Raw genomic sequence first — 25,210 nt, 5'->3', positions numbered from 1 at the left:
CGGCGGGGAAATGGAGGGACGTGCCACGAAGCTTAACGATTGCGAAATTGCTGTGCGTATGGCCCCCGTGAAGTGCGTATTGCGGAGGCTGCCCCCGGATGGCCGATTCGCTACCGATCCTCGACGCTGAGGGTTAGCCCGAGGCTGAGAGTTACGGCCATGTAGGGGAATGACAACGAGGTTACCGTTGGGGGATGCCTGACGAAAGCCCTGTTCCGACCGCCGAGACACTCCGCCGCGCGCCCAAGGTGCTGCTGCACGACCACCTCGACGGCGGCCTGCGCCCCGCCACCGTCGCCGAGCTCGCCGACGCCACCGGTTATGCCGGTCTGCCCACCACCGACCCGGCCGAGCTGGGCAGCTGGTTCCGCCGAGCGGCCGACTCCGGCTCACTCGTGTCCTACCTCGAGACGTTCGCGCACACCTGCGGAGTGATGCAAACGGAGGAATCCCTGGTCAGGGTCGCCGCGGAAGCGGTCGAAGACCTGGCCGCCGACGGCGTCGTCTACGCCGAGGTGCGCTACGCACCGGAGTTGTTCGTCGAACGCGGTCTGTCACTCGATGCGGTGGTCGAGGCCGTCCAGGCGGGGTTCACGGAGGGCACACGGCGCGTGGCCGCGAACGGCGGTTCGATCCGCGTCGGGACGTTGCTCTGCGCGATGCGCCAGCACGCCAGGGCCCTCGAGATCGCGAACCTGGCCGTCCGCTACCGGGACGCCGGCGTCGTCGGCTTCGACATCGCCGGACCGGAGGACGGATTCCCGCCGACCCGCAATCTCGACGCTTTCGAGTATTTGCGCCAGAACAATGCGCATTTCACCATTCACGCCGGCGAAGCGTTCGGGCTGCCGTCCATTTGGGAGGCGATTCAGCACTGCGGCGCCGAGCGGCTCGGGCACGGCGTGCGGATCGCCGAGGACATCAAGACCGACGCGGACGGCACGGTCCACCTTGGACGGTTGGCCGCGTATGTCCGCGACCGCCGGATCCCCCTGGAGATCTGCCCGACGTCGAACGTCCAAACAGGCACGGTCCGCTCGATCGCCGAGCACCCGATCGGCCTGCTCAAGCGGCTGCGCTTCCGGGTGACGGTGAACACCGACAACCGGCTGATGAGCGGATGCACGATGACCAGCGAATTCGCCGCGCTGCACGAGACCTTCGGGTACGGCCTCGACGACTTCCGGTGGTTCACGATCAACGCGATGAAATCCGCGTTCATCGATTTCGACGCCCGGCTCTCGCTGATCGACGACGTCATCAAGCCCGGGTACGCCGCGCTGAGCTGACGCTCCTCGGGGTGCTTGCGGTCCTTAGCCACGCCAACTATCGTTCACCATATAGGAAGTTGTTCTCAGATATTGAGACGGTGGCGAAGATGGCGCAGGTCGCGGACGGTTCGGTCGGGGTGCAGGCGAGTTCACGGCGGTGGCTCATCCTCGCGCTCGGCCTCGCCGCGCAGACCGCGAGCTGCTCGTTCCTCTACGGCATCCCGTTCCTGGTCCCGGCCATGCGAGCCGCCGAAGGGCTGACGCTGGCCGAGGCCGGGACGGTCGTCGCGGCGCCGAGCATCGGCCTGCTGTTCACCCTGATCGTGTGGGGCGCGGCTGCGGACCGTTACGGAGAGCGTCTGATCATGGCCCTCGGACTGGGGGCCTCGGGGTTACTCCTGGTGTACGCCGGGATAGGAAGTCACCCGGTCGGGCTGCTCTTTGGTGTGTTCTTGGCGGCCGGAGCGTGTACGGCGTCGGTGAACGCGGCGAGCGGCCGGGTGGTCATGGGCTGGTTCGCGAAGTCCGAGCGCGGCGTCGCGATGGGGATCCGCCAGACGGCCCAGCCGCTCGGCGTCGGCGTCGCGGCGCTCGGGCTGCCGCCGCTGGCGGCGCACTTCGGGTTCCGCGCGGCGGTGCTGCTGCCGGCCGGGCTGGCGATCGTCGTCGCGCTGCTGGTGGCTTGGCTCGTGACCGACCCGCCGCGGCCACCTCGGGCGGCTGACGGTGTCAAGCCGCCTTCGCCGTACCGGCACGCGACGCTGTGGCGGGTGCACGGCGCGAGCGCGCTGCTGGTGGTGCCGCAGTTCGCGGTGTCGGCGTTCGCGCCGGTGTACCTGGTGGCGGTGCAGCACTGGAGCCCGCTGTCGGCGGGCTGGTACCTGGCGGTGGTGCAGGTGCTGGGCGCGGCGGGCCGGCTCGGATCGGGGTGGTGGTCGGACCGGGTGGGCAGCCGCCTGCGCCCGATGCGGCAGCTGGCGGTTCTGAGCTGCCTGGTGATGCTGCTGGTCGCGCTGGGGGACGCTTCCTGGCCGTGGCTGGTGCTGCTGGCGCTGGCCCTGGCGGGTGTGGTGACGGTGGCCGACAACGGCCTCGGCTTCACGGCGTCGGCCGAGCTGGCCGGGCTGGCGTGGTCCGGCCGCGCGATGGGGACGCAGAACACGGGCCAGAACATCGCGGCCTCGCTGACCCCGCCCCTGCTGGGCCTGGTGATCGGCGACAGCAGGTACGCGTTGGCCTTCTGCGTGGCCGCGGTGTTCCCGGCTTTGGCGGTGCTGGTGGTCCCGGTCCGCGCCGAACCCCCCGCCTAACACCCCGTGTCGTGTCGTCCACCCCAGTACACGTGTCGTCCCCCGGGGTACGCGTGTCGTCCGTTCAATCACGCGTGTCGACCCGCTGATCACGAGTGTCGACCCGTTGATCACGAGTGTTGACCTTCTGATCACGCGTGATGCCTGCCCAGTCACGCGTGATGTCTGCTCAAGCACGTGAGATGCCCGCTCGATCACGTGTGATGCCCGCCCAGTCACGTGAGATACGCGCCCATAGCGTGAGACACGGGCCCGATCACGCGAGTTCCGGCTCCGATCACGCGAGTTCCGGGTCCAGCCACGCGAGTTCCGGGTCTGATCACGCGACTCCGGGGTCTGGCCACACGAGTTCCGGTCCTGGGTCACGCGGGCCGACCTTTCGCGCCCGCGAACCGCCTACCCCAGCAGGCGAGCCGACCCCTCTGGGTGTGCGAACCGCCGCAACCGACCGTTCCGCGCCACACCCGGCGGCGCAAATCTCGCGGATCGTGGGGCGCCGCCCCCGGTGTCCAGCGTATCGGCCGCCCACGACGGAAACCGGCGCCGGAAGCAGCGATGGGTCGAGTTGTCCACAACCGCCGAAAGGCTGTGGACGGACGACACGACGAAGGCCGCCTCCCCAACCACTGGGAGACGGCCTTCGCGTCAGAAACTCAAGCCACCGTCAGGCGGTTCTCGAACGTCTCCACGAGCTTCCGCCACGCGCTCTGCTCCGCGTCGAACGGCGCGGACGGCTCGAGGCGCGTCGGGTCCGGGCGGAGGACGAACGACACCAGCCAGCCCAGGCTCTCGTTGCCCGCCAGGGCCGTCTCGGCGGAGTCGTCGCCCGCCCACTCGGCCGCGTCCGTGATCAGCTCGACCGCCAGCTCCAGCTGCGTCGGGTCGATCGCCTCCGGGCCCTCCGCGATGTCGGCGTCGAGGCCGGTGAGCACGTACGTGTTCTCGGCGTCGACCTCGACCTCGAGTTCGCCGGCCGTGGCCTTCGCCAGGACCTCGTCCCACGTGGACACGTCGGCGAGGTCGGTGTCGGCCAGGTCCTTGCCGTCGGCCAGGGCGCGCGCCAGGGCCTTCTCCGACGTGAAGACGTCGATCTCGCCTTCGCTGCCGAGGAACACCGGTGCGTCGTCGAGGTAGCAGCGCAGCGTGTAGTACTCCGCGCCGGACGTGATGATCTTGACCGGGTCGATGCCGACCTCGGCCCAGAACCCGACCGGGCCCTCGTCCTCTTCTTCGTCCTCGTCGGAGTCGGAATCGGAGACGGAGTCGATCGCCTCGAGGTCCTCTTCACCCTCGGCGCCGGCCTCGGCCTCGGCGGACTCCTCGTGGAACGCCGCCAGCTCCTCGGCGGTCTGCTCCAGCACCTTCTCGTCGACGTCGGGCGCGGTCACCAGGCCGTCGATCGCGTCGAGCACGGTGTCCCACTTCGTCGACACCGTCTCGGACAGGTCGTTCCAGACCTGGACGCCGACGCTCCCGGTGAACGGGAGCGTGCCCTGGTCGAGCAGCGAGAAGCCCTCGGTCGAGTCGAGGATCTCGTGGACCTCTTCGAGGTCGCAGACGTCGGCGAGCGAGCGGACGATGCCCACGATCTCGGCCAGCTCCGCGATGTGCCACATGTCCGGCTCTTCGGCGACGAGCTCGGGCACGCCGACGAGGTCGTACGTGTGGTCCTCGTCCGGGATCAGCTCCGGCACGTTCAGCGACGGCACGGCGTCCCAGGCCGGGTGGTCCAGCAGGTCGTGGCGCTCGGACGTGCGGACGAAGGCGGCCAGGTGCGCGGCGTCCGGGAAGGCGTACAGGTCGTCCTCGTCGCCGAGGAACGCTTCCCACTCCTCGCCGTCTTCCCGCCAGCGCGGCGCCCACAGGGTGACGACGTCTCCCTGCGGCAGGCCGAGTTCGATCGGGATGATGTCCTGTGCCATTCCTAAGCCCTCCGGATTACCGCCCGTGTGCGCGCGAGACCGAAAGTATCCCCCGGTCGATGCGCGGTACCGCGAAGCCTACGGGTTTACCACGCGCGACGCGATTGCCCCTGCCGACTTTGCGACGAGCGGATGGCACGATGGACGTCTGATGACTCTCACAGACCTCCTGCCTGCGGATCCCGAACCCGACGCCCTCTTCGAAGCGTTCACGACCTGGACGGCCGATCGGGGCATCGAGCTGTACCCGGCGCAGGAGGAGGCGGTGATGGAGGTCGTCTCCGGATCGAACGTCATCCTCTCGACGCCGACCGGCTCCGGGAAGAGCCTCGTCGCCGTCGGCGCGCACTTCACCGCGCTCGCCCAGGGCCGCCGCAGCTACTACACCGCGCCCATCAAGGCGCTCGTGTCGGAGAAGTTCTTCCAGCTCATCGAGATCTTCGGGGCCGACAACGTCGGGATGATGACCGGCGACTCGAGCGTCAACCCGGACGCCCCGATCATCTGCTGCACCGCGGAAATCCTGGCGAACATCGCGTTACGGTTCGGTGCGGACGCCCCGGTCGGGCAGGTCGTTGCCGACGAGTTCCACTTCTACTCCGAGCCCGACCGCGGCTGGGCGTGGCAGGTGCCGATCCTCGAGCTGCCGAAGGCCCAGTTCGTCCTGATGTCGGCGACGCTGGGCGACGTGTCCTTCTTCGAGAAGGACCTCACCCGCCGCACCGGCAAGCCGACCGCCGTCGTGACGTCGGCGCAGCGCCCGGTGCCGCTGACCTTCCGGTACGCGCTCACGCCGTTGCACGAGACGATGTCCGAGCTGCTCAACGGCGGCCAGGCGCCGGTCTACGTCGTGCACTTCTCGCAGGCCGCGGCCATCGAACGCGCCCAGACGCTGATGAGCATCAACGTCACGACCAAGGCCGAGAAGGAGGCGATCGCCGAGCTGATCGGCGACTTCCGGTTCTCCGCGGGCTTCGGCAAGACGCTCTCGCGGCTGGTCCGCCACGGCATCGGCGTCCACCACGCCGGGATGCTGCCGAAGTACCGCCGACTGGTCGAGACCTTGGCCCAGTCGGGCCTGCTCAAGGTGATCTGCGGGACGGACACCCTCGGCGTCGGCATCAACGTACCAATCAGGACAGTGGTCTTCTCCGCCCTGACGAAGTACGACGGCGTCCGCCAGCGCCACCTCAAGGCGCGCGAGTTCCACCAGATCGCCGGCCGCGCCGGGCGCGCGGGCTACGACACCGACGGCTACGTCGTCGTCCAGGCCCCGGACCACGTCGTCGAGAACGCCAAGGCGCTGGAGAAGGCGGGCGACGACCCGAAGAAGAAAAAGAAGATCGTCCGGAAGAAGGCGCCGGAGGGCTTCGTCAACTGGACCGAGAGCACGTTCGACCGGCTGATCGCGGCCGACCCCGAGCCGCTGACCTCCAGTTTCAAGGTCACCCACTCGATGCTGCTGAACGTGATCTCGCGCCCGGGCAACGCGTTCGACTCGATGCGGCACCTCCTGGAGGACAACCACGAGGACCGCGCGTCCCAGCGCAAGCTGATCCTGCGCGCCATCGCGATCTACCGCGCGTTGCTCGCCGCCGGCGTCGTCGAGCGGCTGCCGGAGCCGGACGAGCAGGGCCGGATCGTCCGGCTGACCGTCGACCTGCAGTTCGACTTCGCGCTCAACCAGCCGCTTTCGCCGTTCGCGCTGGCCGCGATCGAGCTGTTCGAGCTGGAGTCGCCGAGCTACCCGCTCGACGTCGTGTCCACTGTGGAATCCACTATGGACAACCCGCGGCCGGTGCTGTCGCAGCAGCAGTTCAAGGCGCGCGGCGAGGCCGTCAACGCCATGAAGGCCGAGGGCATCGAGTACGACGAGCGCATGGAGCTGCTCGAGAACATCACCTACCCGAAGCCGCTCGAGGAGCTGCTGCAGGGCGCGTTCCACAGCTACCGGCAGGGCCACCCGTGGGTCGACGACTACGAGCTGTCGCCGAAGTCGGTCGTGCGCGACATGTACGAGCGCGCGATGAACTTCGTCGAGTACATCGGCTTCTACCAGCTCGCCCGCTCGGAAGGGCTGGTGCTGCGCTACCTCACGGACGTCTACGACTCCCTGCGCCACACGGTGCCGGACGAGGCCAAGACCGAGCCGCTGCAGGACCTCATCGAGTGGCTCGGCGAGCTCGTCCGGCAGGTCGACTCCAGCCTCCTCGACGAGTGGGAAGCCCTGCGCCACCCCGACGAAGAAGGCCCGGTGTCGACGCGGCCGCCGTCCGAGCCGCCGGCCGTCACACGCAACGAGCGCGCCTTCCGGGTGCTGGTCCGCAACGAGCTGTTCCGCCGGGTCGAGCTGTTCGGGCGCCGGGCGTGGTTCCCGCTCGGCGAGCTGGACGCGGAGTCCGGCTGGGACGCCGAGGCGTGGCAGGAAGCGATCGAGGACTACTTCGAGGAGTACGACACGCTGGGCACCGGCCCGGACGCGCGCGGCCCGGCGCTGCTGATGATCGAGCAGCAGCCGGACGTCTGGAAGGTGCGGCAGATCTTCGACGACCCGGCCGGCGACCACGACTGGGGCATCAGCGCGGAGGTCGACCTGGCGGCGTCCGACGAAGCCGGGGTGGCCGTGGTGCGCGTGACCGAGGTCGGCGCGCACTAGATCCCCGGCTCCGCCGGCAGCTCACCGCTTGAGTGTGAAGGTGAAGTCGCCGGTGAGCCGGCCGGTCAGCCGGACCGCCGCGACGAGCCTCCCCTTGGTGACCAGGCGTTCGACCTCGGCTCGCGACAGCTCGCACCCTTCGGCGATCAGTCGCACCGGCCGGATCGGGATCCGCGCCGCGAAGCGGACCGAAACATCGATCACGTCGCGGTCCGGGGGAGCGGGCCGGCCGGTGTCGAGGCGCCAGGCGCCGTCCCAGTCGAGCGTGACGCGGTTGCGGCGCCGCAGGACCGGGTCCTGGAGCAGCTCGGCCGCCAGCCGAGGGTCGTTGGTGTGCAGCCGGTCGAGCAGCTCGGGCCGGACGGACCGGACGTTGACCCGGTCCAGGACCGTGAGCTTCGTGGTCTCCCCGCAGGTGGTGCAGAGCGCGAGGAGCCAGGCGTCGAGCCGTTTGTGGTGGGCGTTGACGCGGAACTTGCCACTCGTCCGGAAGCGGTCGGCCGCGCACGCGTGGCAGGACCGGACGACGAGCGGCAGGCGGGTGGGGACGACCACCCAGTTTTCGAGCATGACAAGGACACCCGTTCTCGTGAGAAGTCCGCAGCAAGAAGCGGCGCGGCGCGGAAAGCGCGACGCGCGTCAGATCAGCGCTCGGGGAGGTCTCACGAGGTGTACAACGGCACGTCCTTGACCAGGCGACTCGGTTCGTCGGCACGGTAACCGCAGCCGGTGGCGCCGTTCCACTCGTTTTCCGGCGGGCCCGTTGCCTTTTCCTGACTGCTCAGTCATCGTGAGCGCATGGCGGCCAAGGTCGAAGAGCACCGGATCGGCGACGTGCGCTGGACGATCGTCCGGGGTCCCCGGGAAGCCGCTTTCCGGGCGCTCGGCGAGCACGCTGCCGCGGACATCCGGACCGTCCTCGCCGGACTGGCCGGCTGGCCGGTCGCCGCGCGGGCCCGGCGGTCCCCGGTGCTGTTCCGGGCGGTCGAATCGGCGTCCCAGGTGGACCACCCGGACGCCTACGCCGAGCTGACGGCGCTCGCCGAGGGCGCCGGAGTGCCGTTCGACGACCTGCTGCTGGCCAACCTCCGCGGCGACCTGGGCACCGGCGACGGGACCGGCTGCACCGACCTCGCGTGGGTCGGCGCGCCTTCGCTGCTCGGCCACAACGAGGACGGCCTCCCGGTGTTCGACGGCCTCGGGCGGCTGCTCACGCTGCTGGTCGACGGCGAGCCCGGCGTGTGCGTCTGGTGGTATCCGGGGTTCCTGCCGGCCAACACGTTCACGCTCACTTCGCACGGGCTGGTGTGGGGGGTCGACAGCGTCGGCGTCGTCGCGCCGGGGCCGCGCGCGGGGCGGCACTTCGTGGCGCGCTCGGCGCAGCGGGCGACGAACCTGCCCGAGGCCGTGTCGCTGCTGCGCCGCTGCTCGTCGGCGGGCGGGTTCGCCTACACGATGGGCCGGATCGGCGAGCCGGGTGTCACGGTCGTCGAGAAGGCCGGGACCGAGACGGCGGTCCTGACTGTCGCGAGTGGACTTTCCTGGCACACCAACCACTTCCGGCAGCTCCCGCCCCATCTGGACGCCGCGCCGGAGGAGAGCCTGCGGCGCGCGGAGGTGTGTGCGCACCTCGCGCCGTCCACACCGGACGCGGCGTGGCTCACGGAGACGTTGACCGGCGGCGTCTTCCGCGACGCGACCGGCGGGGACGAGCTGATGACGTTGAGCACGCTGGTGACGGACCTGGCGACGGGCGAGGTGACGGTGGTTCCCCACGGCGGCAAGTCCCTGCGAGCCCAGGCGGCTTCCCTGACGGCGGGCGACGTCGACGCCGTCAGCGCTTGACGTCCGGCCGCTGGCCGGAAGCGGTCAAATTCCCTCGCGACCGCGTGGGCGTCGCTAGGTTGGTGTCAGTCCACAGGGGAGGGAACCCATGATCAACCTGAAGCGTGTCGTGGCCGGAATCTTCGTCGCGGCGGTGCTGGGGGCCGCCGGGGCGGCGCCGGCCACCACCGCACTCGCGTCCACGGGCCCGGACGCCTCGGCGACCGAGTACGGCATGGCGCCGAGCATCGTCGCGGGCGCCTACAAGGCGTGCTGCTGAGCTCAGCCTGCCGGCGCCAGGATCTTCTGCGCGTCTTCGCCCGCGAACCACAGGCCGATGGCGAACGCCGCCGTCGCCTCCAGCAGGGCGGCGCGGTCCAGGCCGCCGCCGTGGACCGGGGTGCAGCCGACGTCCCGGACCAGCGTGCTCACCGCGTCGAGCGCCGCCCGGTCGTCGCCGCAGAGCGGGACCGTGAGCGTCCGGGGTGGCTTCCGCCAGACGTCGACGGACGCCAGGTTGAACGCCTTGACGACGTGCGCGTCCGGCGCGGTGGCCGCGATGCGCGCGGCGACCGGGGTGCCCGGCGGCGGGCCGCCGTCCGCGCCGGGCTGGTTGGTGCAGTCGATCACGACCCGGCCGGGCAGGGGACCCGCGGCGGCGAGCACCTCGAAGACGGCGTCGGCGGGGACGGCGAGCAGCAGCACTTCGGCCTGCGAAGCCACTTCGCGCCAGGTTCCGCTTCGCGCGTCTAGCTGCTTCGCGAGCGCGTCGGGGCTACGGCCGCTCACCAGCAGCTCGTGGCCCGCGCGCGCCCAGTGCGTGCCGAGCGCCGCCGCCATCCCGCCGGTGCCGAAGATCCCGATCCGCATGTGTCCTCCTTGTGGTTGGCTACCAGCACGACGGTAGGAACCCGGGAAGGAACCGAACGGTAACCATGGACTTCCTCGCCGACTGCCGGACGCGGCTCGCGTTCGACCTGATGGCCAACACGTGGAACCCGGTGGTGGTGTGGGCGCTGCGGAGTGGCCCGGCGCGGCACGGCGAACTGCGTCGCACGATCGGCGGAATCAGCGCGAAGGTGCTCACGGAAACCCTGCGGCGCCTGGAGTTCGACGGTCTCGTCGAGCGTCGCGAAGGCGCGTACGCCCTTACGCCGCTGGGGGAGACGCTGCTGGCGCCGATCGAGGGCTTCGGGCGCTGGGCCGCGGAGCACGGCGATGCCGTCGTCGCCGCTCAAGACCGAGCAGCACGATCAGCATGACCAGGGACAACGCGGGCAGCGGGTAGCCGAGCAGAAGGCCGTCGACGACGTCGACCACGGACACGACGACCCCGGCGACGAACACCCAGGTCGGCGCGGCCGGCTGCTTCCCGGCCGGTGCCCACGGCGTCTTCTTCCCCGGCTTCGCGACCGAAAGCCACGCCTGGAAGGAAAGCGCGCTCGCCATGAGCGACGCGCCGGCGACCTGGAGCCAGCTCGCGGTGGCCGTGTCCGCGGACTCGCGCAGCGCGGGGGAGAGCAGGAAGATCCCGGCGTAGAGCTGGATGAGCGTCAGGGCGAACTTCGTGAGCACCCACCAGTGCCGGAAGTAACCCCAGGCGGTCGCGCCGGCGAGCAGCAGGCCGGTGAAGGCGGAGACGTTCGCCATCGGGGCGAGCAGGGTCGAGTCGAGCCGGTCGGCCATGGCGGTCGCGGCCACGGCGCGGCCCGGGTCCGTCAGGGCGAGCGACATCAGCACAACGAGGGCGAGGGCCTGGCTCATCCAGGCGACCGACGACACGACGTGCAGCCAGACGACGGCCTGCCGCCACCGCGGGGAAGTTTTCATGCGGTCCAGGCTCGCCGTCGGCGCGGGTGGGCACATCGGGCCCGACCCGGGTTTTGCCCCGGAGCCGCGCCGGTCGCGCCTGCACCCGCCGGGGTAGAGCGCCGCGACGCCCGTACTGCCACGGGAGTACGGGCCGGAACCCGGAACTCGCGTGATCAGCGGCGGATCTCGCGTGATCAGCGGCGGATCTCGCGTGATTGGAGGGGCATCTCGCGTGATTGGAGGGTCGACTCGCCGGGGCGGGGCGTGTTGACCCTTCCTTCACGTGCGGGTCGGTGGGTTTTTGGCGGCGAGGGCCAGCAGGGGGACTGCGGCGGCGGCGTCGGTGATCAGGGTCGAGACCATGCCGGAGCGCAGGACCGCGTCGACCGCCGAGGCCTTCGGGCGGCTGTAGCCCAGGGCGATCACCTCCGGCACCGCCGTCAGCTCCTCGTGGCTGATCGCCAGCACGTGGTGGGCCAGGCCGGTCGACAGCGCGTTGCCGGCCGCGTCGAACAGCCGGGCCGCGACCTCCGCCGTCGCGCCGCGGGCCGAGATCGCCGCCCGCTCGGCTTCGTCGAGCGCGTCGTACACCGTCGACTCGCCGGGCTGCCACGCGCCGATGCTGACCACCGCCTTGGTCAGGTTCTTGAACTGGCCGAACGTCTCCGCGATGCCGGGCTGGCGCCGCAGCGTCTCGGTCGTGCGGCGGTCGGGGAGCACCAGCGGCCCGAAGATCGGGTACGCGTCGCCGCCGGACACCGACGTCACGCGGCTGACCGTCTCGACCGAGCGGCCGCGCATGTCCATCCCGGCCTGCACCCCGCAGAGCTGGACGACCGGGCAGCGCGGCAGCGCCCGGATCGCCTCGGTCATCGCGTTCACCGAGCGCGCCCACGAGAGGCCGACGACGTCGTCGGGCCGCACGATCTCTTCGAGCAGCCGGGCGGCCAGCGTCCCGATCTTCGCCCGGACGACTTCCTTCGGTTCCCGCTCGGTTGAGCGCTCCAGCACCAGCGCCCGCTCCAGGCCGTAGGCCGAGCGCACCTCGTCCGACAGCGCCAGGTCGACCGGCGCCGGCAGTGAGAACTCCACCCTGACCAGCCCGGACTCCATGGCGGTGTCGAGCATGCGCGCCACCTTGAACCGGCTGACGCCGAACTCGTCGGCGATCTCCAGCTTGGAGCGTCCCTGCACGTAGAAGCGCCGGGCGACGGTCGCGAGCAGCATAGCTTCGGTCAGGGACCCCGGCTTCTTGGTCGTGCTCATATGAGCACTATAGCTAGAAATCCGCCCAAAAGGTTGACGTACTACCGACGTCAGACCTCTAATGCCTTCACAAGTACTCGACGCCATAGGTCAACGCCGCTCATATGAGCGCGAGGAAGGGGTTAGGCATGCGTGCCGCCATCATCGACCGGCCCGGCCAGATCCGAGTCGGCGAGGTGCCCGATCCGAAAGCGGGGGAACGGCAGGTAGTCGTCAAGGTCGGCGCGTGCGGCATCTGCGGCACCGACCTGCACATCGCGGACGGGCACTTCCCGCCCACCCCGTACCCCATCGTCCCCGGGCACGAGTTCGCCGGGGAGATCGTCGAGCTCGGCGCCGACGTGCCGGGCGGCTGGCAGGTCGGCGACCGCGTCGCCGTGGACCCCTCCCTGTTCTGCGGCTACTGCGGCCCGTGCCGCTCGGGCCACGGAAACCTGTGCGCGAACTGGAACGCGACCGGTGACACCGTCGACGGCGCCTTCGCGGAGTTCGTCGCCGTGCCGTCGGCCAACTGCTACCGCATGCCCGACTCGATGACCTGGGAGCAGGGCGCGCTGGTCGAGCCCGTCTCCTGCGCCGTGCACGGCGTGCGCCGCGTCGGCGTCGAGGCCGGCGAGAGCTTCCTCGTGATCGGCGCCGGCACCATGGGCCTGATCATGCAGCAGCTGCTGCAGCGCGCCGGCGCGAACGTCACGGTGGTCGACCGCAACAAGGAGCGCCTGCCCCGCGCGGCCCGCCTCGGCGCCGTCGCCACCGCGTCGGACGTCAGTGAGCTGAACGGCGAGAAGTTCGACGTCGCCGTCGACGCCACCGGCGCCGCCCCGGCCATCGAAGCCGCCTTCGACTCGATCCGCCGCGGCGGCCGCCTGCTCGTCTTCGGTGTCGCCCCGGCCGAAGCCCGCGTCGCGCTCTCGCCGTTCCGGATCTACAACGACGAGATCACCATCGTCGGCTCGATGGCCGTGCTGAACAGCTACGGCGCCGCGCTCGACCTCGTGGCCGGCGGCGCGATCGACACCGAGGAGCTGCTGACCGACCGGCTCCCGCTGGAGCAGTACCCCGAGGCGCTCGCCAAGATGCGCAGCGGCTCGGGCCTCAAGGTGCAGGTCCTCCCGGGAGGTGGCCGTGCGTAAGCTCCTCACGCTCTTCGCCGCGACGTCGCTGCTGGCGACCGGCTGCGCGGGCGCCGGCTCGATCGGCACCGGCAGCTCGACGCTCGTCATCGCGATCGTGTCCAACCCGCAGATGAAGGACGCGATCTCGCTCGCCCCGGAGTTCGAGAAGGCGACGGGGATCAACCTCAAGTTCGTCTCGCTGCCGGAGAACCAGGCCCGCGCCAAGATCACCGCGTCGACCGCCACCGAGGGCGGCGAGTTCGACGTCGTGATGATCAGCAACTACGAGGCCCCGCAGTGGGCGGCCAACGGCTGGCTCGAGAACCTCGAGCCGCACATGGCGGCCACCCAGGGCTACGACGAAGGCGACTTCATCCCCAGCATCAAGCAGTCGCTGTCGTACCAGAACCAGATGTACGCGGTGCCGTTCTACGGCGAGTCGTCGTTCCTGGCCTACCGCAAGGACCTCTTCGAGAAGGCCGGGATCACCATGCCGGCCAAGCCGACCTGGCAGCAGGTCGCGGAGTACGCCGCCAAGCTCGACGACAAGGCCAACGGCGTCGCGGGCATCTGCCTGCGCGGCAAGCCCGGCTGGGGCGAGAGCCTCGCGCCGTTCACGACGGTGGCCAACACCTTCGGCGCCCAGTGGTTCGACAAGGACTGGAACGCCAAGCTGACGTCGCCGGAGTTCAAGGACGCCGCGAACTTCTACGTCAACCTCATCCGCGACCACGGTGAGGTCGGCGCCTCCAGCGCCGGGTTCTCCGAGTGCGGCACGCGCTACACGCAGGGCAACGCGGCGATGTGGTACGACGCGACGGTCATGGCGGGCACCAACGAGGACCCGTCGAGCAGCAAGATCGTCGGCAAGTCCGGGTACGCGCCGGCGCCGGTCGTCAAGACCCAGGCCAGCGGCTGGCTCTACACCTGGGCGCTCGGCATCCCCAAGGTCGCCAAGGACAAGGACGCGGCCTGGAAGTTCATGGCCTGGATGACCGACAAGGCGTACGTGCAGAAGGTCGGCGCGGCCTACGGCTGGAACCGCGTCCCGCCGGGCGTGCGTCAGTCCACTTACGACATTCCCGACTACGCCAAGGCCGCGCAGGCCTACGCGAAGCCGACGCTGGACGGCATCGCGGACGCCAACCAGCAGAAGGCCATGGCGAACCCGGTGCCCTACCCCGGCATCCAGTTCGTCGGCATCCCCGAGTTCCAGGACCTGGGCACCCGGGTGAGCCAGCAGCTGTCGGCGGCGATCGCCGGCCGCGAGTCCGTAGACGACGCGTTGAAGCAGTCCCAGGACTACGCCCAGACAGTGGGCGATTCCTACAAGGCGGTGCAGTGATGTCCACACTGTCGGTAGACACGCCCAAGTCCCACACGCACGCGAAGGCCGAAGAGCGGAAAGGCCTGAGCACCGCGGCCAAGCGGCGGCTCCCGCTGCTGCCGGCGCTGATCTTCGTCATCGCGGTGACGCAGCTGCCGTTCCTGCTGACGGTCTTCTATTCCTTCCAGTCGTGGAACCTGGTCCGGCCGGGTTCACGGCACTTCGTCGGCCTCGCCAACTACATCGACGTCTTCAGTGACACGACGTTCCTGGTCGCGCTGCTCAACACCGTGCTGCTGACGGTGGTGTGCGTGCTCGTCGCGCTGCTGCTCGGCCTCGGCCTGGCGATCCTGCTGGACCGGAAGTTCTTCGGCCGCGGGGTGGTCCGGACGTTGCTGATCACGCCGTTCCTCATCCTGCCGGCAGCCGGCGCGCTGCTGTGGAAGACGACGATGTTCGACCCGACCTACGGATTGCTGCACTTCGTCTTCGGCACCGACGTCGACTGGCTTTCGGAGTTCCCGCTGGCCTCGGTGATGGCGCAGATCGTGTGGCAGTGGACGCCGTTCATGATGCTGCTGATCCTCGCGGGCCTGCAGAGCCAGTCCAAAGAGGTCCTCGAAGCGGCCTCTGTGGACGGTGCCAGCCGGTGGCGCACGTTCGTCTCCATCACGCTGCCGCACCTGTCGAGGTTCCTGCAGCTGGCGACCCTGCTGGGCGCGATCTACATCGTGAACAGCTTCGACGCGATCTTCCTGATGACGCAGGGCGGGCCGGGCACGGCCAGCACCAACCTGCCGTACTACATCTACCAGCGCGCGTTCGAAGGCTTCGACGTCGGCCAGTCGTCGGCGATGGGTGTCATCGTCGTGATCCTGACGATGATCGTCGCGACCTTCGCCCTGCGCTTGATGTTCCGCACCTTCTCGGTGGACGGAGGCGTCAAATGACCACCCTCGAAACCCGCCCATCGTCGGCTGCGACCGCGGCTCCGGCCCGCAAGCCGAAGCGCAAGGTCGGCCCCGGCTCGCTCACCTTCGTCACCTGGGTGATCGCGATCCTGTTCGTCTTCCCGCTGCTGTGGATGATCCTCACGGCGTTCAAGCAGGAGGCCGACGCCTACACCGACCCGCCGAAGCTGTTCTTCAGCCCGACGTTCGACCAGATCGCGAACGTCCTGAAGGGCGGGTTCCTGCCCTACCTGTCGAACTCGGCGTTCGTCACGGTGCTTTCGACGCTGCTGGTGCTGCTCCTCGGCATCCCCGCGGCCTACGCCCTGTCGCTGGCGCCGGTGAAGAAGACGTCGAACGCGCTCGGCTTCTTCCTCTCGACGAAGATGCTGCCGATCGTCGCGGCGATCATCCCGCTGTACATCATCTCCCAGAACACCGAGCTGCTGGACACGGTGTGGGCGCTGGTCATCCTCTACACGTCGATGAACCTGCCGCTGGCCATCTGGATGATGCGGTCGTTCTTCCTGGAAGTGCCGCACGAGATGATCGAAGCGGGCCGGATCGACGGCGCGAACCTGCCGACCCTGCTGCGCAAGATCATCATGCCGGTGGTCGCGCCCGGGATCGCGGCGACCGCGCTGATCTGCGTGATCTTCTCCTGGACCGAGTTCTTCTACGCGGTCAACCTGACGGCGGCGCGGGCCGGCACCGTGCCGGTGTTCCTCGTCGGGTTTATCACGAGTGAGGGCCTGTACTGGGCCCAGTTGTCCGCAGCCGCGTTGCTGGCCTCGCTGCCGGTGATGATCGTCGGCTGGTTCGCGCAGAACCACCTCGTCCGGGGCCTCTCGATGGGAGCGGTGAAGTAGTCATGGCAGCAGTCAGTTACGAAGAGGCGTCGCGGATCTACCCGGGTGCTTCGACCGTTCGCGCGGTGGACAAGCTCGACCTCTCGGTGCCGGACGGCGAGTTCTTGGTGCTGGTCGGCCCGTCCGGTTCGGGCAAGTCGACGGCGCTGCGGATGCTCGCCGGGCTCGAGGACGTCAACGAGGGCGCCATCCGCATCGGCGACCGCGACGTCACGAACCTGCCGCCGAAGGACCGGGACATCGCGATGGTGTTCCAGTCCTACGCGCTGTACCCGCACATGACGGTCGCCGACAACATGGGCTTCGCGCTCAAGCTGCGTGGACTGTCCAAAGCGGACATCGACGCGAAGGTCGGCGAAGCGGCGAAGATGTTGGACCTGTCTCGCTTTTTGGACCGCAAGCCCAAGGCGCTGTCCGGCGGGCAGCGGCAGCGGGTCGCGATGGGCCGGGCGATCGTGCGCGAGCCGAGCGTGTTCTTGATGGACGAGCCACTGTCCAACCTGGACGCGAAGCTGCGCGTGGAGACCCGGGCGAACATCGCCCAGCTACAGCAGCGCCTGGGCACGACGACCATCTACGTCACGCACGACCAGGTCGAGGCCATGACGATGGGCGACCGGGTCGCGGTGCTCCGCGACGGCGTGCTGCAGCAGTGCGCGTCACCTCGGGAGCTGTACGAGAACCCGACGAACTCGTTCGTGGCGGGCTTCATCGGGTCGCCGGCGATGAACCTGGCGACGCTCCCGTTGACCGAAGGCGGCGTCAAGCTCGGCGACGTCGTGCTGCCGCTGCCGCGGTCGGTGCTCTCGGCGGCCGGCGACCTGCGCGAGGTGGTTTTCGGCGTCCGCCCGGAGTCGCTGGAGCTGGTCTCCGAAGGCGGCTTCGAGCTGGTCGTCGAGCTCGTGGAGGAGCTGGGCGCGGACGCATACCTGCACGGCAAGGTCGGCGACGACCGGTTCGTCGTCCGGGTCGACGGCCGCACACCGCCGCGCATGGGTGACAACGTGCGCGTCGGCCTGCGCGGCGAAGGCGAGACCCACGCCTTCAACCCGGAGACGACCCTGCGTCTCTCCTGAGAGCTGCGGCCACCTCGTCGTGAGTGGTAATTAGGGTTCTAACCCGAATTACCACTCACGACATCGTGGGCAGGATGGCTTCCGACTGCCCTCGGGATTCCAGCCTTCGCGGAGCAGGATCGTCCGAACCTCGGCGGCAACGGTGCACGGCGACGTGTGAACGTCCTGCCAGCCGTAGACGAGCCGGGCACGCCCCGCAAGCTCAGCCGCGTTGTCTCTGCGGCGGTCGCGAAAGGCCACGCCCGCGGTCGCGTGCGTCGCCCGGCCGTCGAGCCGGATCGTCACCTCGGCACCGTGATTGTCGTACGTGACGTCTTCCCACAAGGTCTTTCCGTCCACGACGAACGGTGTCTGGCGGTTCCCCCGGGGCAGCCCGTGCAGGTCTTCGACGTTCTCGAGGTACTCGACTTCCAGCGTCGACATCAGGCCGTTCGCCACGAGGTCGAGTCCCCGGTGGACGGCAGTCCGGTGGCGATACGGAGGTCTCGCGAGCACGCAGTTCCGAACTTCCGCAACAGGGATTCTGGTGCGGCTGACGAGGTCGACGACAAGGGCCGTCGCCTCGCGGGAAGTGCGTTGCGACACGGCCAGGTCGACGATGGTGTCCGGAGCGCGGGTACGAACCGGTTTGGTTTCAAGGACGATGTGCGGCAGCGCACGGGATCTGTGCACGATGACGAGCGGCAGTTGGGAGATAGCGGAGCTGGAATACGGGACGGTGATCTCCACTGGCCGGTCCGCAATCGTTACCAGACCCCATTCTTCTGCGGCCGTGTAGTGGCTGAGTACGGCCTCGGAGCCGCCGTAGAGCAGAGCCGCGGACAGTCTTGCCGGCCGAGGGAGGCCTCCGGTGAATGTCGCGTAGACCCGGGGGAGAACGCGTTGCCACCGTCCAGCTTTGAGGTTGGCCGTCAGGTCGGCGACCGAGTGGCCATAGGCACGGAGCTGGCGATTGCTGATGACGCCGTGCTGTTCGTCGAGCAGGACTTGCCAGCTCGGTCGGGCTGACGGCGCTATCTGATCGGTCGACCAGCGGGTGTGCAGGGGCATGGCTCGACTTTGCCGCGCCCCGCGGCTCCCCAGGAGTACCGTCGCGAATCTGTGGACAACTGGACCCAATGTGGATAAGTCGGCCACCAGTCGTGAGTGGTAATTGGGGTTCTAACCCTAATTACCACTCACGACCAGCTGCGGTAGACCTACTCCTGCAGCGAAAGCGCCTGGCTCGGGCAGACGTGCACCGCTTCGCGGGCCTTCTCGACCAGCTCGCCCTCGGGCGTCTCGTTCAGGACGATGACCGTGCCGTCGTCCTCGCTCTGGTCGAACAGCGCGGGCTCGGTGAGCACGCACTGACCCGCGCCGACGCACTTGCCGGTGTCCGCGATGATCTTCATGGTTCTTCTCTCCTGTGGTGGGATGGCAGGTTCGATCTCTACCAGGTCACCGGCAGCCGGTACAGGCCGTAGATGTTCGCGTCGTCCTTGAACGGCAGGTCGTCGACGTCCGCGCCCAGCGCCAGGGTCGGGATGCGGCGGAAGAGCGTGTCGAACACGATCTGCAGCTCCATCCGGGCCAGGTTCTGGCCGAGGCACTGGTGCGGGCCGAAGCCGAAGGCGACGTGGTGGCGCGCGCCGCGCTCGATGTCCAGCTCGTCGGCGTTCTCGAACGCCCGCGGGTCGCGGTTCGCCGAGTAACCCAGCGCCAGCACACCCTCCCCGGCGCGGATCAGCTGCCCGCCGACCTCGACGTCCTCGACGCACAGGCGCGCGGTGGCCGCGTCCACGATCGTCCAGTACCGCAGCATCTCCTCGACGGCGTCGAGCGTCTTGCCCGGGTCGGCCTTGATCGCCGCGAGCTGCTCGGGGTTGCGCAGGAACGCCACGGTGGACAGCGAGATCATGTTCGCCGTCGTCTCGTGCCCGGCCACCAGCAGCAGGAAGCCGGTCGCGGCGAGCGAGGCGCGCCGGTAGGTGCCGTCTTCGCGGAGCTTGACGATCTGCCGGCCGAGCAGGTCGTCCGGCGGGTTGTCCTCCTTCTCCGCGATGAGGTCTTCCATGTACCCGCGGATGGTGTCGAACGCCGCCCGCCGCTCCTCCGGCGTCGTGGAGCGCTTGATCAGCTTCGCGGTGTGTTCCTGGAAGAAGTCGTGGTCGGTGTACGGGACACCGAGCATCTCGCAGATCACCAGCGACGGCACCGGCAGCGACAACGCCTCGACCAGGTCACCCGGCTTCGGCCCGGCCAGCAGCGTGTCGATCTGCCCGTCCACGATCTCCTGGATCCGCGGCCGCAGCGCCTCCATCCGCCGCACGGTGAACTCGCCGAGCACGGCCTTGCGGGCCGGCCCGTGCTCGGGCGCGTCCATGGTGATCATGGTGCGCTCGTCACCCTTGCGCCGGAACCCGCCCTTGACCAGCTGCGGGAAGTCCGGGTGCTGGCGATCGGCGCTGAAGCGCCGGTCGTTCAGCACGGTCCGGACGTCCTCGTGGCGGGTGACCACCCAGGCCCAGCCGCCGTCGGGCAGCCCGGCCTTCGAAACGGGGTCCCCTTCGCGGATCTCCTCGTACGCCGGCGGCGGCGCGAACGGGCACGTGCGCGTCATCGGGAATTCGTGCTTCTCGACAGTCGTCATGACTTCCCCCTCTTCACCAGGTCACGGGCAGGCAGTACAGACCGAAGATCGACGAGTCGTGCTTGAACGGCAGCTGCTCGACCGGCGCGGCCAGCTTCAGCTCCGGGATGCGGCGGAAGAGCGTGTCGAACACGATCTGCAGCTCCATCCGGGCCAGGTTCTGGCCGAGGCACTGGTGCGGGCCGAAACCGAAGGCGACGTGGTGGCGCGCGCCGCGCTCGAGGTCGAGCTCGTCGGCGTTCTCGAACGCCTCTTCGTCGCGGTTGCCGGAGTAGCTCAGGCCCAGCACGCCCTCGCCCTCGCGGATCAGCTGCCCGCCGATCTCGACGTCCGAGGTGGCGACGCGCGAGGTCGCGAACTCCGCAATCGTGAAGTACCGGAGCAGCTCCTCGACGGCGTCGAGCGTCTTGCCGGGGTCGTTCTTGATGATCTCGAGCTGGTCCGGGTTCTCCAGCAGCGCGACGGTGCCGAGCGAGATCATGTTCGCCGTCGTCTCGTGCCCGGCGATGAGCAGCAGGAACGCCAGCGAGACGAGCGAGTCGTGGTCGGCGTCACCGTGCTCTTCGCGCTGCTTGACGATCTGGCGGCCGAGCAGGTCGTCGGTCGGGTCGGCCTCCTTGGTGGCGACCAGCTGGTCGAGGTACTCCTGCAGCTCGTCGACGGCCTGGATCCGGCTCTCCTGGTCGATCTCCCGGTTGAGCAGCTTCGAGCTGCGGACCTGGAAGAAGTCGTGGTCGCCGTAGGGCACGCCGAGCAGCTCGCAGATGACCAGCGACGGCACCGGCAGGGAGAGCGCGGTGACCAGGTCGGCCGGCTTCGGGCCGGCCAGGATCGCGTCGATGTGCTCGTCGACGATCTGCTGGATCCGCGGCTGCAGCGCCTTCATGCGCTTGACGGTGAACTCGCCGACGACCTCGCGGCGGGCCGCGCCGTGCTCCGGCGGGTCCATGTTGATCAGCGACGCCGTGAAGTTCCGCCGCCGCTGCGGCCGGCCGGACTTGAACAGGACCGGGAAGCCCGGGTTGAACCGGTCGGAGCTGAACCGCGGGTCGGTCAGCATCTGCCGGACCTCTTCCAGGCGGGTGATCGCCCAGGCTTCCGACCCGTCCGGGAGGGCGACACGCTGGACCGGGCCCGCTTCGCGGAGCTTGTCGTAGGCCGGCGGCGGCGCGAACGGACAGGTGCGGGCGAGCGGGAAGACTTCGTCCTTCGTGGTGGGATCGGCGACTTCGGTCATATCGGGCCCCCTAAAACGGACTTACAGTATGCGGAGGATTACATTCCGGTTCCTCATCCCAAGGTACCGAAGCGGAAGGAAGTCGTCCACTAGCTAACGGGTGACTCACTCGAGTCCGAGTGCGTGGCCCCTTGACCATGCGAGAATCACCCCGCGCGATCCAGCGAGAGGCGAACGGCATGACGGCAGACCCCGAGACCACCCTGCGGGCGGACGCGCGGCGCAACCGCGACCAGATCCTCGCCGCGGCGAAGAGCATCTTCGCTGCTTCCGGTCCCGAGGTGCCGATGGAGGAGATCGCCCGCGCGGCCGGCGTCGGCGTCGGCACGCTCTACCGGCGGTTCCCGGACCGCGACGCGCTGGTCCGCGCCGTCGCGATGGACAACTTCGAGCGCGTGCTGATCGACGCCCACCGGATCGCCGGCGAAGAGACGTCGGCGTGGAACGCGCTGTCCCGGCTGCTGCGGCAGTCGGTGGAGCTGCAGCTGAGCATCCAGCTGGCGATGGTGTCCCACCGCGCGCTCGTCATCCTGAAGGGCGACCCGGAGGTCCGGCGCCTGCGGGAGGAGATCCTGGTGGTGGTGGACGAGCTCGTCCGCGGCGCCCAGGCCGAGGGCCGGCTCCGCGAGGACGTCGGCGCGGGGGACATCGCGATCCTCTTCGCGACGCTGCTGCGTCAGGTGCGCGCGAAGGCCCCGGAAGTGGCGGAGCTGGCGGCCCGCCGCTGTGTCGGGATCATGATCGACGGGCTCAGCGCGCGGCCGGGAACCGAACTGCCCGGCCGGCCCATCACTTCTCGCGACCTCGACCCCGAAGACTGATTTTCCGCGGTTTTGGGGGTAGTGTTCCTGTTCTGCAGAAATTGCGACCGCCGGGCGGGAAAAAATGCGAGCTGTGCTGTTGGTCATTTGCGGGTTGGTGCTCGCCGGGTGCAGTGCCGCTCCCGAGCCGGTCGCGTCGTCGAGTTCGGCCGCGGCGCCTTCGTCCACTCCAGCACCGCCTTCGGTGCAGGCGGTTCCGAGCTGCGCCTCGCCGGAGTTCACCACCAGCGAGACCGACGGTGGCTGGGACAACGGCGGTTACTACGTCCACAACAACATGTGGAATTCCGACGAAGCGGGCCCGGAAACGCTGCGAGCGTGCGCGTACAACAACTGGTACGTCGATTCCACCCAGCCGTCGACAACGTCGGTGAAAACCTATCCGAACGTGCACAAGGACATCAACAACCTCGACGGGAAACCGTTCGACGGGTATTCGACGATCAAGTCGACGTTCGCCGGCCGCGGCCCGGGCGTGGGCATCTACGACGTGGCGTACGACGTGTGGCTGAACGGCGTCGGCGACGGTGACGGGGTCACCGAGCTGATGGTGTGGACGGAGAACCTGAAGCAGGTCCCCTCCGGTGACCAGGTGGAGACCTACTCGGCCGGCGGCCAGACCTACGACGTCTGGATGAAGGACGGGTACGTGGCGTTCGTGTCGCAGACGACGCAGTACTCGGGCGCCGTCGACCTCAAGGCGATGATCGCCTGGTCGATCGGCAAGGGCTACATCCCGGCGAACCCGACGGTGAACCAGATCGGCTACGGCATCGAGTTCTGCTCGACCGGCGGCGGCCAGGCCCGGTTCACGCTGACGGACTTCTCGGTGACGATGAGCTAGAGCCGGCAGGCCCGGCGCACGGAAACCGAGGTCACCCCGCCGACGACCAGGGTGACCGCCGCGAGGACGAGCACAACGACCACCGTGCCCGTAGTGAGTTCCGCCGTCCCGCCGCGCCCGGCGGTGCCGAAGACGGTCAGGCACCCGAGGACGTCGGTGACGACGGCGCAGCACCACATCGCCAGGACGAGGTTCCGGACCCCGGTGACGAACGACGGCGTCAGCGCCCCGGCGACCCGGCGCGACCGCGCGGTGAGCGCGCCGACTCCCGCGAGCAGCAGGGCCACGCCGCCCGCGCCGAGGAAGATCAGCCCGAAGTAGACGAGCGGGTGGGTGCCCGACGGCGCGGCCACGCCGAGCCAGACCAGGGCGATCCAGCCGGCGAGGGCCACGAGGACGGCGAGAACGCCGGGTGCCCTGGTCACGACATCACGTGCCAGTCCGACTTGTCCTGCATGGCGCCGACGTTCGACTTCGACCACTCGGTGCCGAGGTCGTGCACCTTCTGCGTGATGGTGTTCTGCTCCGTCGAGATGGTGTTCATCAGCGACATCACCGAAACGATCGCGGTGGTGACCAGGCCGATGGCGACCCCGGCCGCGGTGGCGATCGCGGCGATCGCGGCCGGGATGCCCACCACGGTGCACGCGGCCGCGATGGCGCCGATGGCGCCGACGAGGAACACCCCGCCGGCGACGCCCATGGCCACCCAGAACGTGTCGATGCCGTTGGCGAGGTTGTCCAGTGAGCTGCGCAGCTGGTTGGCGAGGTCCTTCACCGAGTTGAGCCCGCCGACCTGAGCGGGCACCGTGGCCTTGTATGCCTCGGCGCCCCGCCCCTGCCAGTCCAGGTTGGCCTGCAGCTTGTCCAGTGCGACGTCGCCAGCGATGTCACCGACCGCGTTGCCGATCTTGTCCGCCCAGTCCGCGGCCACCTGGTGGAGCCGGTCGGGGCTGCCGGGCTGGTCGATCAGCTGGTTGACCCGGTCCCAGAACTCTTTCGCCTTCTGCTGCAGGAAGACCAGGCCGTCCTTGATCGGCTGGACGAGGTCGGACAGGAAGCCGGGAACCCAGTTCAGCGCGTCGTTCACCTTGGCGATGAACTCCTGGATCTTCTGTTCGAGCTCGTGGAACGTGCCGGTGCTCTGCTGGATCGCGGCGCTGGTCAAGGTTTCGGCCTCCTCGCCGGGTCAGTGGCCGGACGCGCGCTGGATGCGCTGCTGGTGAGCGGCCTCGGTCTCGTCGTACATGTCCGCCGCGTGCCGCAGTGCTCCGGCGAGATCGTGGAAGTTTTCGGCGGCCTGTCCGAGCATGGCCGACAAGGCGTTCTGGGCGCTCGCGTAGGTCTTGTCGATCCCCTTGTCGACGCCGTACATCATGACGTCGGCGGGTGTGAGGCCCAGGCCGCCGATCGCCTGCTTGGGAGCGTCGACCGCCTGCCCCGCTGTGTCCCAGGTCCCGGCGTCGGCGCGCAGAGCAGCGACCGCGGTCTTCAGATCCATCGTCGTTTTCTCCCCGGGTTCAGGTGGCGGGCAGGCCGAGCCGGCGCATGAGCAGTTCCGGGTCGCCGGCCAGGTCCATCAGCTCCGCGATCGCCGGCCCCTGCGGGCCGTCCGCCAGTTCGCCGGGAGTGCTCTCGGAATGCAGCTTGCGCAGCACTTCCGTCAGCTCGCTTTCGATCTCGGTGTGCCGGACCTGCGCGGCCCACGAGGTGTCGATCGTCAAGGAGGTGAAGTGACCGCGTTCGGCGGTGCCCCGCACGTGCCGGCCCGAGCTTTCCGCCTCGGCCGGGCGGTCGACGACGGCCGCCAGCTGCCGGCTGAAGTCGGCGATCTCCCGGTGGACGCTGTCGAGCAGCCGCTGCACGTCGGCCGAGCTGAGGCTGCCGGTCTCGGCGGGCTGCGGGACGACGGGCTCTTCGGCCGCACCGGCCTGGCTGTCTTCGACGCTCTTCGCGAGCGCCAGCATCGTCGCGGCGTTCGCGGCGGCGAGGACAGCGCCGTCGAGCGCGCGGGGATCAAGGGACCTGCGCCAGTCGCGGGAGAGCCGGACCGCGGCGATCGACGCGTCGGCGGTGACGAACACTTCGACGACTTCGTCCGGATCACTTCCGGCCAGCGTCGGCTCGTCCTCCGGCGGCGCCGCGGATGGCGGCCCCGCCGGTTCGTCGTCCCAGTCCTTGTATTCCTCGAAACCCCAGCGGCGCTCGTCGTTCACCAGCGTCCTCCTGTGTCGCTGCGTGACCGAGAGGTTACCAGTAGGCCGAATGGCCGGCTTGG

At 69.2% G+C, this 25,210-nt stretch carries 26 protein-coding genes; 13 read left to right on the top strand and 13 right to left on the bottom strand.

Annotated features, from left to right (window positions below):
- Nucleotides 1-194 precede the first annotated feature (194 nt).
- Nucleotides 195-1,289 (top strand): adenosine deaminase, encoded by a 1,095-nt coding sequence (locus tag ACZ63J_RS11150; RefSeq protein ID WP_465404238.1) that lies wholly within the window; start codon nucleotides 195-197, stop codon nucleotides 1,287-1,289.
- Between the two features lie 89 nt (nucleotides 1,290-1,378).
- Nucleotides 1,379-2,581 carry an MFS transporter gene (locus ACZ63J_RS11145; protein WP_465404258.1) on the top strand — a complete coding sequence of 401 codons (1,203 nt, stop codon included), beginning with the start codon at nucleotides 1,379-1,381 and terminating at the stop codon, nucleotides 2,579-2,581.
- Between the two features lie 653 nt (nucleotides 2,582-3,234).
- Here ACZ63J_RS11145 and ACZ63J_RS11140 read toward each other — a convergent pair.
- Entirely contained in the window at nucleotides 3,235-4,503 is a 1,269-nt protein-coding gene (locus tag ACZ63J_RS11140; protein WP_465404236.1) for a primosomal protein, read from the bottom strand.
- Nucleotides 4,504-4,654: 151 nt separating this feature from the next.
- On the opposite strand from ACZ63J_RS11140, the gene ACZ63J_RS11135 reads away from it, so the two are divergent.
- Nucleotides 4,655-7,159: a DEAD/DEAH box helicase gene (locus tag ACZ63J_RS11135; RefSeq protein ID WP_465404234.1), complete on the top strand. Its 2,505-nt coding sequence runs from the start codon at nucleotides 4,655-4,657 to the stop codon at nucleotides 7,157-7,159.
- 21 nt (nucleotides 7,160-7,180) lie between these two features.
- Here ACZ63J_RS11135 and ACZ63J_RS11130 read toward each other — a convergent pair whose 3' ends face one another.
- Nucleotides 7,181-7,729 (bottom strand): DUF1062 domain-containing protein, encoded by a 549-nt coding sequence (locus tag ACZ63J_RS11130; protein WP_465404232.1) that lies wholly within the window; start codon nucleotides 7,727-7,729, stop codon nucleotides 7,181-7,183.
- Between the two features lie 228 nt (nucleotides 7,730-7,957).
- Between ACZ63J_RS11130 and ACZ63J_RS11125 the strand changes: the two genes are divergently transcribed.
- A complete protein-coding gene (locus ACZ63J_RS11125; protein ID WP_465404230.1) occupies nucleotides 7,958-9,004 on the top strand; it encodes a C45 family autoproteolytic acyltransferase/hydolase in 1,047 nt (348 codons plus the stop codon).
- Between the two features lie 88 nt (nucleotides 9,005-9,092).
- The gene (locus ACZ63J_RS11120) at nucleotides 9,093-9,263 is read left to right on the top strand and encodes a hypothetical protein (protein ID WP_465404228.1); all 171 of its coding nucleotides are present in this window, start codon (nucleotides 9,093-9,095) and stop codon (nucleotides 9,261-9,263) included.
- A gap of 2 nt (nucleotides 9,264-9,265) precedes the next feature.
- Here ACZ63J_RS11120 and ACZ63J_RS11115 read toward each other — a convergent pair whose 3' ends face one another.
- On the bottom strand, nucleotides 9,266-9,853 hold the full coding sequence (locus ACZ63J_RS11115; RefSeq protein ID WP_465404226.1) for an NADPH-dependent F420 reductase: 588 nt from the start codon (nucleotides 9,851-9,853) through the stop codon (nucleotides 9,266-9,268).
- Between the two features lie 65 nt (nucleotides 9,854-9,918).
- Here ACZ63J_RS11115 and ACZ63J_RS11110 point away from each other — a divergent pair, with 65 nt between their 5' ends.
- Nucleotides 9,919-10,245, top strand: coding sequence for a winged helix-turn-helix transcriptional regulator (locus ACZ63J_RS11110; RefSeq protein WP_465404224.1), 327 nt, complete (start codon nucleotides 9,919-9,921; stop codon nucleotides 10,243-10,245).
- Here ACZ63J_RS11110 and ACZ63J_RS11105 read toward each other — a convergent pair.
- Complete coding sequence (locus tag ACZ63J_RS11105; protein WP_465404222.1) at nucleotides 10,133-10,813, bottom strand: hypothetical protein; 681 nt, start codon at nucleotides 10,811-10,813, stop codon at nucleotides 10,133-10,135. The two genes, ACZ63J_RS11110 and ACZ63J_RS11105, sit on opposite strands and share 113 nt — an antisense overlap.
- A 261-nt stretch (nucleotides 10,814-11,074) precedes the next feature.
- Complete coding sequence (locus tag ACZ63J_RS11100) at nucleotides 11,075-12,061, bottom strand: sugar-binding transcriptional regulator (RefSeq protein WP_465404220.1); 987 nt, start codon at nucleotides 12,059-12,061, stop codon at nucleotides 11,075-11,077.
- A 128-nt stretch (nucleotides 12,062-12,189) separates the two neighbouring features.
- Here ACZ63J_RS11100 and ACZ63J_RS11095 point away from each other — a divergent pair, with 128 nt between their 5' ends.
- Genes ACZ63J_RS11095 through ACZ63J_RS11075 form a run of 5 tightly spaced genes read left to right on the top strand, consistent with a single transcriptional unit; the run spans nucleotide 12,190 to nucleotide 17,398 of the window.
- Nucleotides 12,190-13,194, top strand: a complete 1,005-nt coding sequence (locus ACZ63J_RS11095; RefSeq protein WP_465308987.1) for a zinc-dependent alcohol dehydrogenase family protein — start codon at nucleotides 12,190-12,192, stop codon at nucleotides 13,192-13,194.
- A complete protein-coding gene (locus ACZ63J_RS11090) occupies nucleotides 13,181-14,521 on the top strand; it encodes an ABC transporter substrate-binding protein (RefSeq protein ID WP_465404218.1) in 1,341 nt (446 codons plus the stop codon). The genes ACZ63J_RS11095 and ACZ63J_RS11090 overlap by 14 nt, the downstream gene beginning before the upstream one ends.
- Nucleotides 14,521-15,453, top strand: coding sequence for a carbohydrate ABC transporter permease (locus tag ACZ63J_RS11085; protein ID WP_465404216.1), 933 nt, complete (start codon nucleotides 14,521-14,523; stop codon nucleotides 15,451-15,453). Before ACZ63J_RS11090 ends, ACZ63J_RS11085 begins: the two co-directional genes overlap by 1 nt.
- Nucleotides 15,450-16,322, top strand: coding sequence for a carbohydrate ABC transporter permease (locus ACZ63J_RS11080; RefSeq protein WP_465335814.1), 873 nt, complete (start codon nucleotides 15,450-15,452; stop codon nucleotides 16,320-16,322). The genes ACZ63J_RS11085 and ACZ63J_RS11080 overlap by 4 nt, the downstream gene beginning before the upstream one ends.
- A 2-nt stretch (nucleotides 16,323-16,324) precedes the next feature.
- Complete coding sequence (locus tag ACZ63J_RS11075; protein WP_465404214.1) at nucleotides 16,325-17,398, top strand: ABC transporter ATP-binding protein; 1,074 nt, start codon at nucleotides 16,325-16,327, stop codon at nucleotides 17,396-17,398.
- 48 nt (nucleotides 17,399-17,446) lie between these two features.
- Here ACZ63J_RS11075 and ACZ63J_RS11070 read toward each other — a convergent pair whose 3' ends face one another.
- The 4 genes from ACZ63J_RS11070 to ACZ63J_RS11055 all read right to left on the bottom strand — a co-directional run bounded on the left by ACZ63J_RS11070 (nucleotide 17,447) and on the right by ACZ63J_RS11055 (nucleotide 21,267).
- The gene (locus ACZ63J_RS11070) at nucleotides 17,447-18,448 is read right to left on the bottom strand and encodes a hypothetical protein (protein ID WP_465404212.1); all 1,002 of its coding nucleotides are present in this window, start codon (nucleotides 18,446-18,448) and stop codon (nucleotides 17,447-17,449) included.
- A 149-nt stretch (nucleotides 18,449-18,597) separates the two neighbouring features.
- Nucleotides 18,598-18,792, bottom strand: a complete 195-nt coding sequence (locus ACZ63J_RS11065; protein WP_290056061.1) for a ferredoxin — start codon at nucleotides 18,790-18,792, stop codon at nucleotides 18,598-18,600.
- Between the two features lie 38 nt (nucleotides 18,793-18,830).
- A complete protein-coding gene (locus ACZ63J_RS11060; protein ID WP_465404210.1) occupies nucleotides 18,831-20,030 on the bottom strand; it encodes a cytochrome P450 in 1,200 nt (399 codons plus the stop codon).
- A gap of 13 nt (nucleotides 20,031-20,043) precedes the next feature.
- Complete coding sequence (locus tag ACZ63J_RS11055) at nucleotides 20,044-21,267, bottom strand: cytochrome P450 (RefSeq protein WP_465404208.1); 1,224 nt, start codon at nucleotides 21,265-21,267, stop codon at nucleotides 20,044-20,046.
- A 179-nt stretch (nucleotides 21,268-21,446) separates the two neighbouring features.
- Between ACZ63J_RS11055 and ACZ63J_RS11050 the strand changes: the two genes are divergently transcribed.
- Nucleotides 21,447-22,088: a TetR/AcrR family transcriptional regulator gene (locus ACZ63J_RS11050; RefSeq protein ID WP_465404206.1), complete on the top strand. Its 642-nt coding sequence runs from the start codon at nucleotides 21,447-21,449 to the stop codon at nucleotides 22,086-22,088.
- A 64-nt stretch (nucleotides 22,089-22,152) separates the two neighbouring features.
- The gene (locus tag ACZ63J_RS11045; RefSeq protein ID WP_465404204.1) at nucleotides 22,153-22,932 is read left to right on the top strand and encodes a GH12 family glycosyl hydrolase domain-containing protein; all 780 of its coding nucleotides are present in this window, start codon (nucleotides 22,153-22,155) and stop codon (nucleotides 22,930-22,932) included.
- On the opposite strand, the gene ACZ63J_RS11040 is transcribed toward ACZ63J_RS11045, so the two are convergent.
- The 4 genes from ACZ63J_RS11040 to ACZ63J_RS11025 are packed head-to-tail and all read right to left on the bottom strand — an operon-like array spanning nucleotide 22,929 to nucleotide 25,148.
- Complete coding sequence (locus ACZ63J_RS11040) at nucleotides 22,929-23,357, bottom strand: hypothetical protein (RefSeq protein ID WP_465404202.1); 429 nt, start codon at nucleotides 23,355-23,357, stop codon at nucleotides 22,929-22,931. The genes ACZ63J_RS11045 and ACZ63J_RS11040 overlap by 4 nt on opposite strands.
- Complete coding sequence (locus tag ACZ63J_RS11035; RefSeq protein ID WP_465404200.1) at nucleotides 23,354-24,100, bottom strand: hypothetical protein; 747 nt, start codon at nucleotides 24,098-24,100, stop codon at nucleotides 23,354-23,356. Before ACZ63J_RS11035 ends, ACZ63J_RS11040 begins: the two co-directional genes overlap by 4 nt.
- A gap of 21 nt (nucleotides 24,101-24,121) precedes the next feature.
- On the bottom strand, nucleotides 24,122-24,433 hold the full coding sequence (locus tag ACZ63J_RS11030) for a hypothetical protein (RefSeq protein ID WP_465404198.1): 312 nt from the start codon (nucleotides 24,431-24,433) through the stop codon (nucleotides 24,122-24,124).
- A 19-nt stretch (nucleotides 24,434-24,452) separates the two neighbouring features.
- Complete coding sequence (locus ACZ63J_RS11025) at nucleotides 24,453-25,148, bottom strand: hypothetical protein (RefSeq protein ID WP_465404196.1); 696 nt, start codon at nucleotides 25,146-25,148, stop codon at nucleotides 24,453-24,455.
- Nucleotides 25,149-25,210: the final 62 nt, after the last annotated feature.

Source organism: Amycolatopsis sp. NPDC104863, from assembly GCF_055582965.1.
This window is presented reverse-complemented; position numbering and strand designations above follow the sequence as displayed.

What these genes read in the sequence shown, in the direction of transcription:
- ACZ63J_RS11150 (WP_465404238.1), top strand. Translation starts at nt 195, where the DNA reads ATGCCTGACGAAAGCCCTGTTCCGACCGCCGAGACACTCCGCCGCGCG.
- ACZ63J_RS11145 (WP_465404258.1), top strand. Translation starts at nt 1,379, where the DNA reads ATGGCGCAGGTCGCGGACGGTTCGGTCGGGGTGCAGGCGAGTTCACGG.
- ACZ63J_RS11140 (WP_465404236.1), bottom strand. Translation starts at nt 4,503, where the DNA reads ATGGCACAGGACATCATCCCGATCGAACTCGGCCTGCCGCAGGGAGAC.
- ACZ63J_RS11135 (WP_465404234.1), top strand. Translation starts at nt 4,655, where the DNA reads ATGACTCTCACAGACCTCCTGCCTGCGGATCCCGAACCCGACGCCCTC.
- ACZ63J_RS11130 (WP_465404232.1), bottom strand. Translation starts at nt 7,729, where the DNA reads ATGCTCGAAAACTGGGTGGTCGTCCCCACCCGCCTGCCGCTCGTCGTC.
- ACZ63J_RS11125 (WP_465404230.1), top strand. Translation starts at nt 7,958, where the DNA reads ATGGCGGCCAAGGTCGAAGAGCACCGGATCGGCGACGTGCGCTGGACG.
- ACZ63J_RS11120 (WP_465404228.1), top strand. Translation starts at nt 9,093, where the DNA reads ATGATCAACCTGAAGCGTGTCGTGGCCGGAATCTTCGTCGCGGCGGTG.
- ACZ63J_RS11115 (WP_465404226.1), bottom strand. Translation starts at nt 9,853, where the DNA reads ATGCGGATCGGGATCTTCGGCACCGGCGGGATGGCGGCGGCGCTCGGC.
- ACZ63J_RS11110 (WP_465404224.1), top strand. Translation starts at nt 9,919, where the DNA reads ATGGACTTCCTCGCCGACTGCCGGACGCGGCTCGCGTTCGACCTGATG.
- ACZ63J_RS11105 (WP_465404222.1), bottom strand. Translation starts at nt 10,813, where the DNA reads ATGAAAACTTCCCCGCGGTGGCGGCAGGCCGTCGTCTGGCTGCACGTC.
- ACZ63J_RS11100 (WP_465404220.1), bottom strand. Translation starts at nt 12,061, where the DNA reads ATGAGCACGACCAAGAAGCCGGGGTCCCTGACCGAAGCTATGCTGCTC.
- ACZ63J_RS11095 (WP_465308987.1), top strand. Translation starts at nt 12,190, where the DNA reads ATGCGTGCCGCCATCATCGACCGGCCCGGCCAGATCCGAGTCGGCGAG.
- ACZ63J_RS11085 (WP_465404216.1), top strand. Translation starts at nt 14,521, where the DNA reads ATGTCCACACTGTCGGTAGACACGCCCAAGTCCCACACGCACGCGAAG.
- ACZ63J_RS11080 (WP_465335814.1), top strand. Translation starts at nt 15,450, where the DNA reads ATGACCACCCTCGAAACCCGCCCATCGTCGGCTGCGACCGCGGCTCCG.
- ACZ63J_RS11075 (WP_465404214.1), top strand. Translation starts at nt 16,325, where the DNA reads ATGGCAGCAGTCAGTTACGAAGAGGCGTCGCGGATCTACCCGGGTGCT.
- ACZ63J_RS11070 (WP_465404212.1), bottom strand. Translation starts at nt 18,448, where the DNA reads ATGCCCCTGCACACCCGCTGGTCGACCGATCAGATAGCGCCGTCAGCC.
- ACZ63J_RS11065 (WP_290056061.1), bottom strand. Translation starts at nt 18,792, where the DNA reads ATGAAGATCATCGCGGACACCGGCAAGTGCGTCGGCGCGGGTCAGTGC.
- ACZ63J_RS11060 (WP_465404210.1), bottom strand. Translation starts at nt 20,030, where the DNA reads ATGACGACTGTCGAGAAGCACGAATTCCCGATGACGCGCACGTGCCCG.
- ACZ63J_RS11055 (WP_465404208.1), bottom strand. Translation starts at nt 21,267, where the DNA reads ATGACCGAAGTCGCCGATCCCACCACGAAGGACGAAGTCTTCCCGCTC.
- ACZ63J_RS11050 (WP_465404206.1), top strand. Translation starts at nt 21,447, where the DNA reads ATGACGGCAGACCCCGAGACCACCCTGCGGGCGGACGCGCGGCGCAAC.
- ACZ63J_RS11045 (WP_465404204.1), top strand. Translation starts at nt 22,153, where the DNA reads ATGCGAGCTGTGCTGTTGGTCATTTGCGGGTTGGTGCTCGCCGGGTGC.
- ACZ63J_RS11030 (WP_465404198.1), bottom strand. Translation starts at nt 24,433, where the DNA reads ATGGATCTGAAGACCGCGGTCGCTGCTCTGCGCGCCGACGCCGGGACC.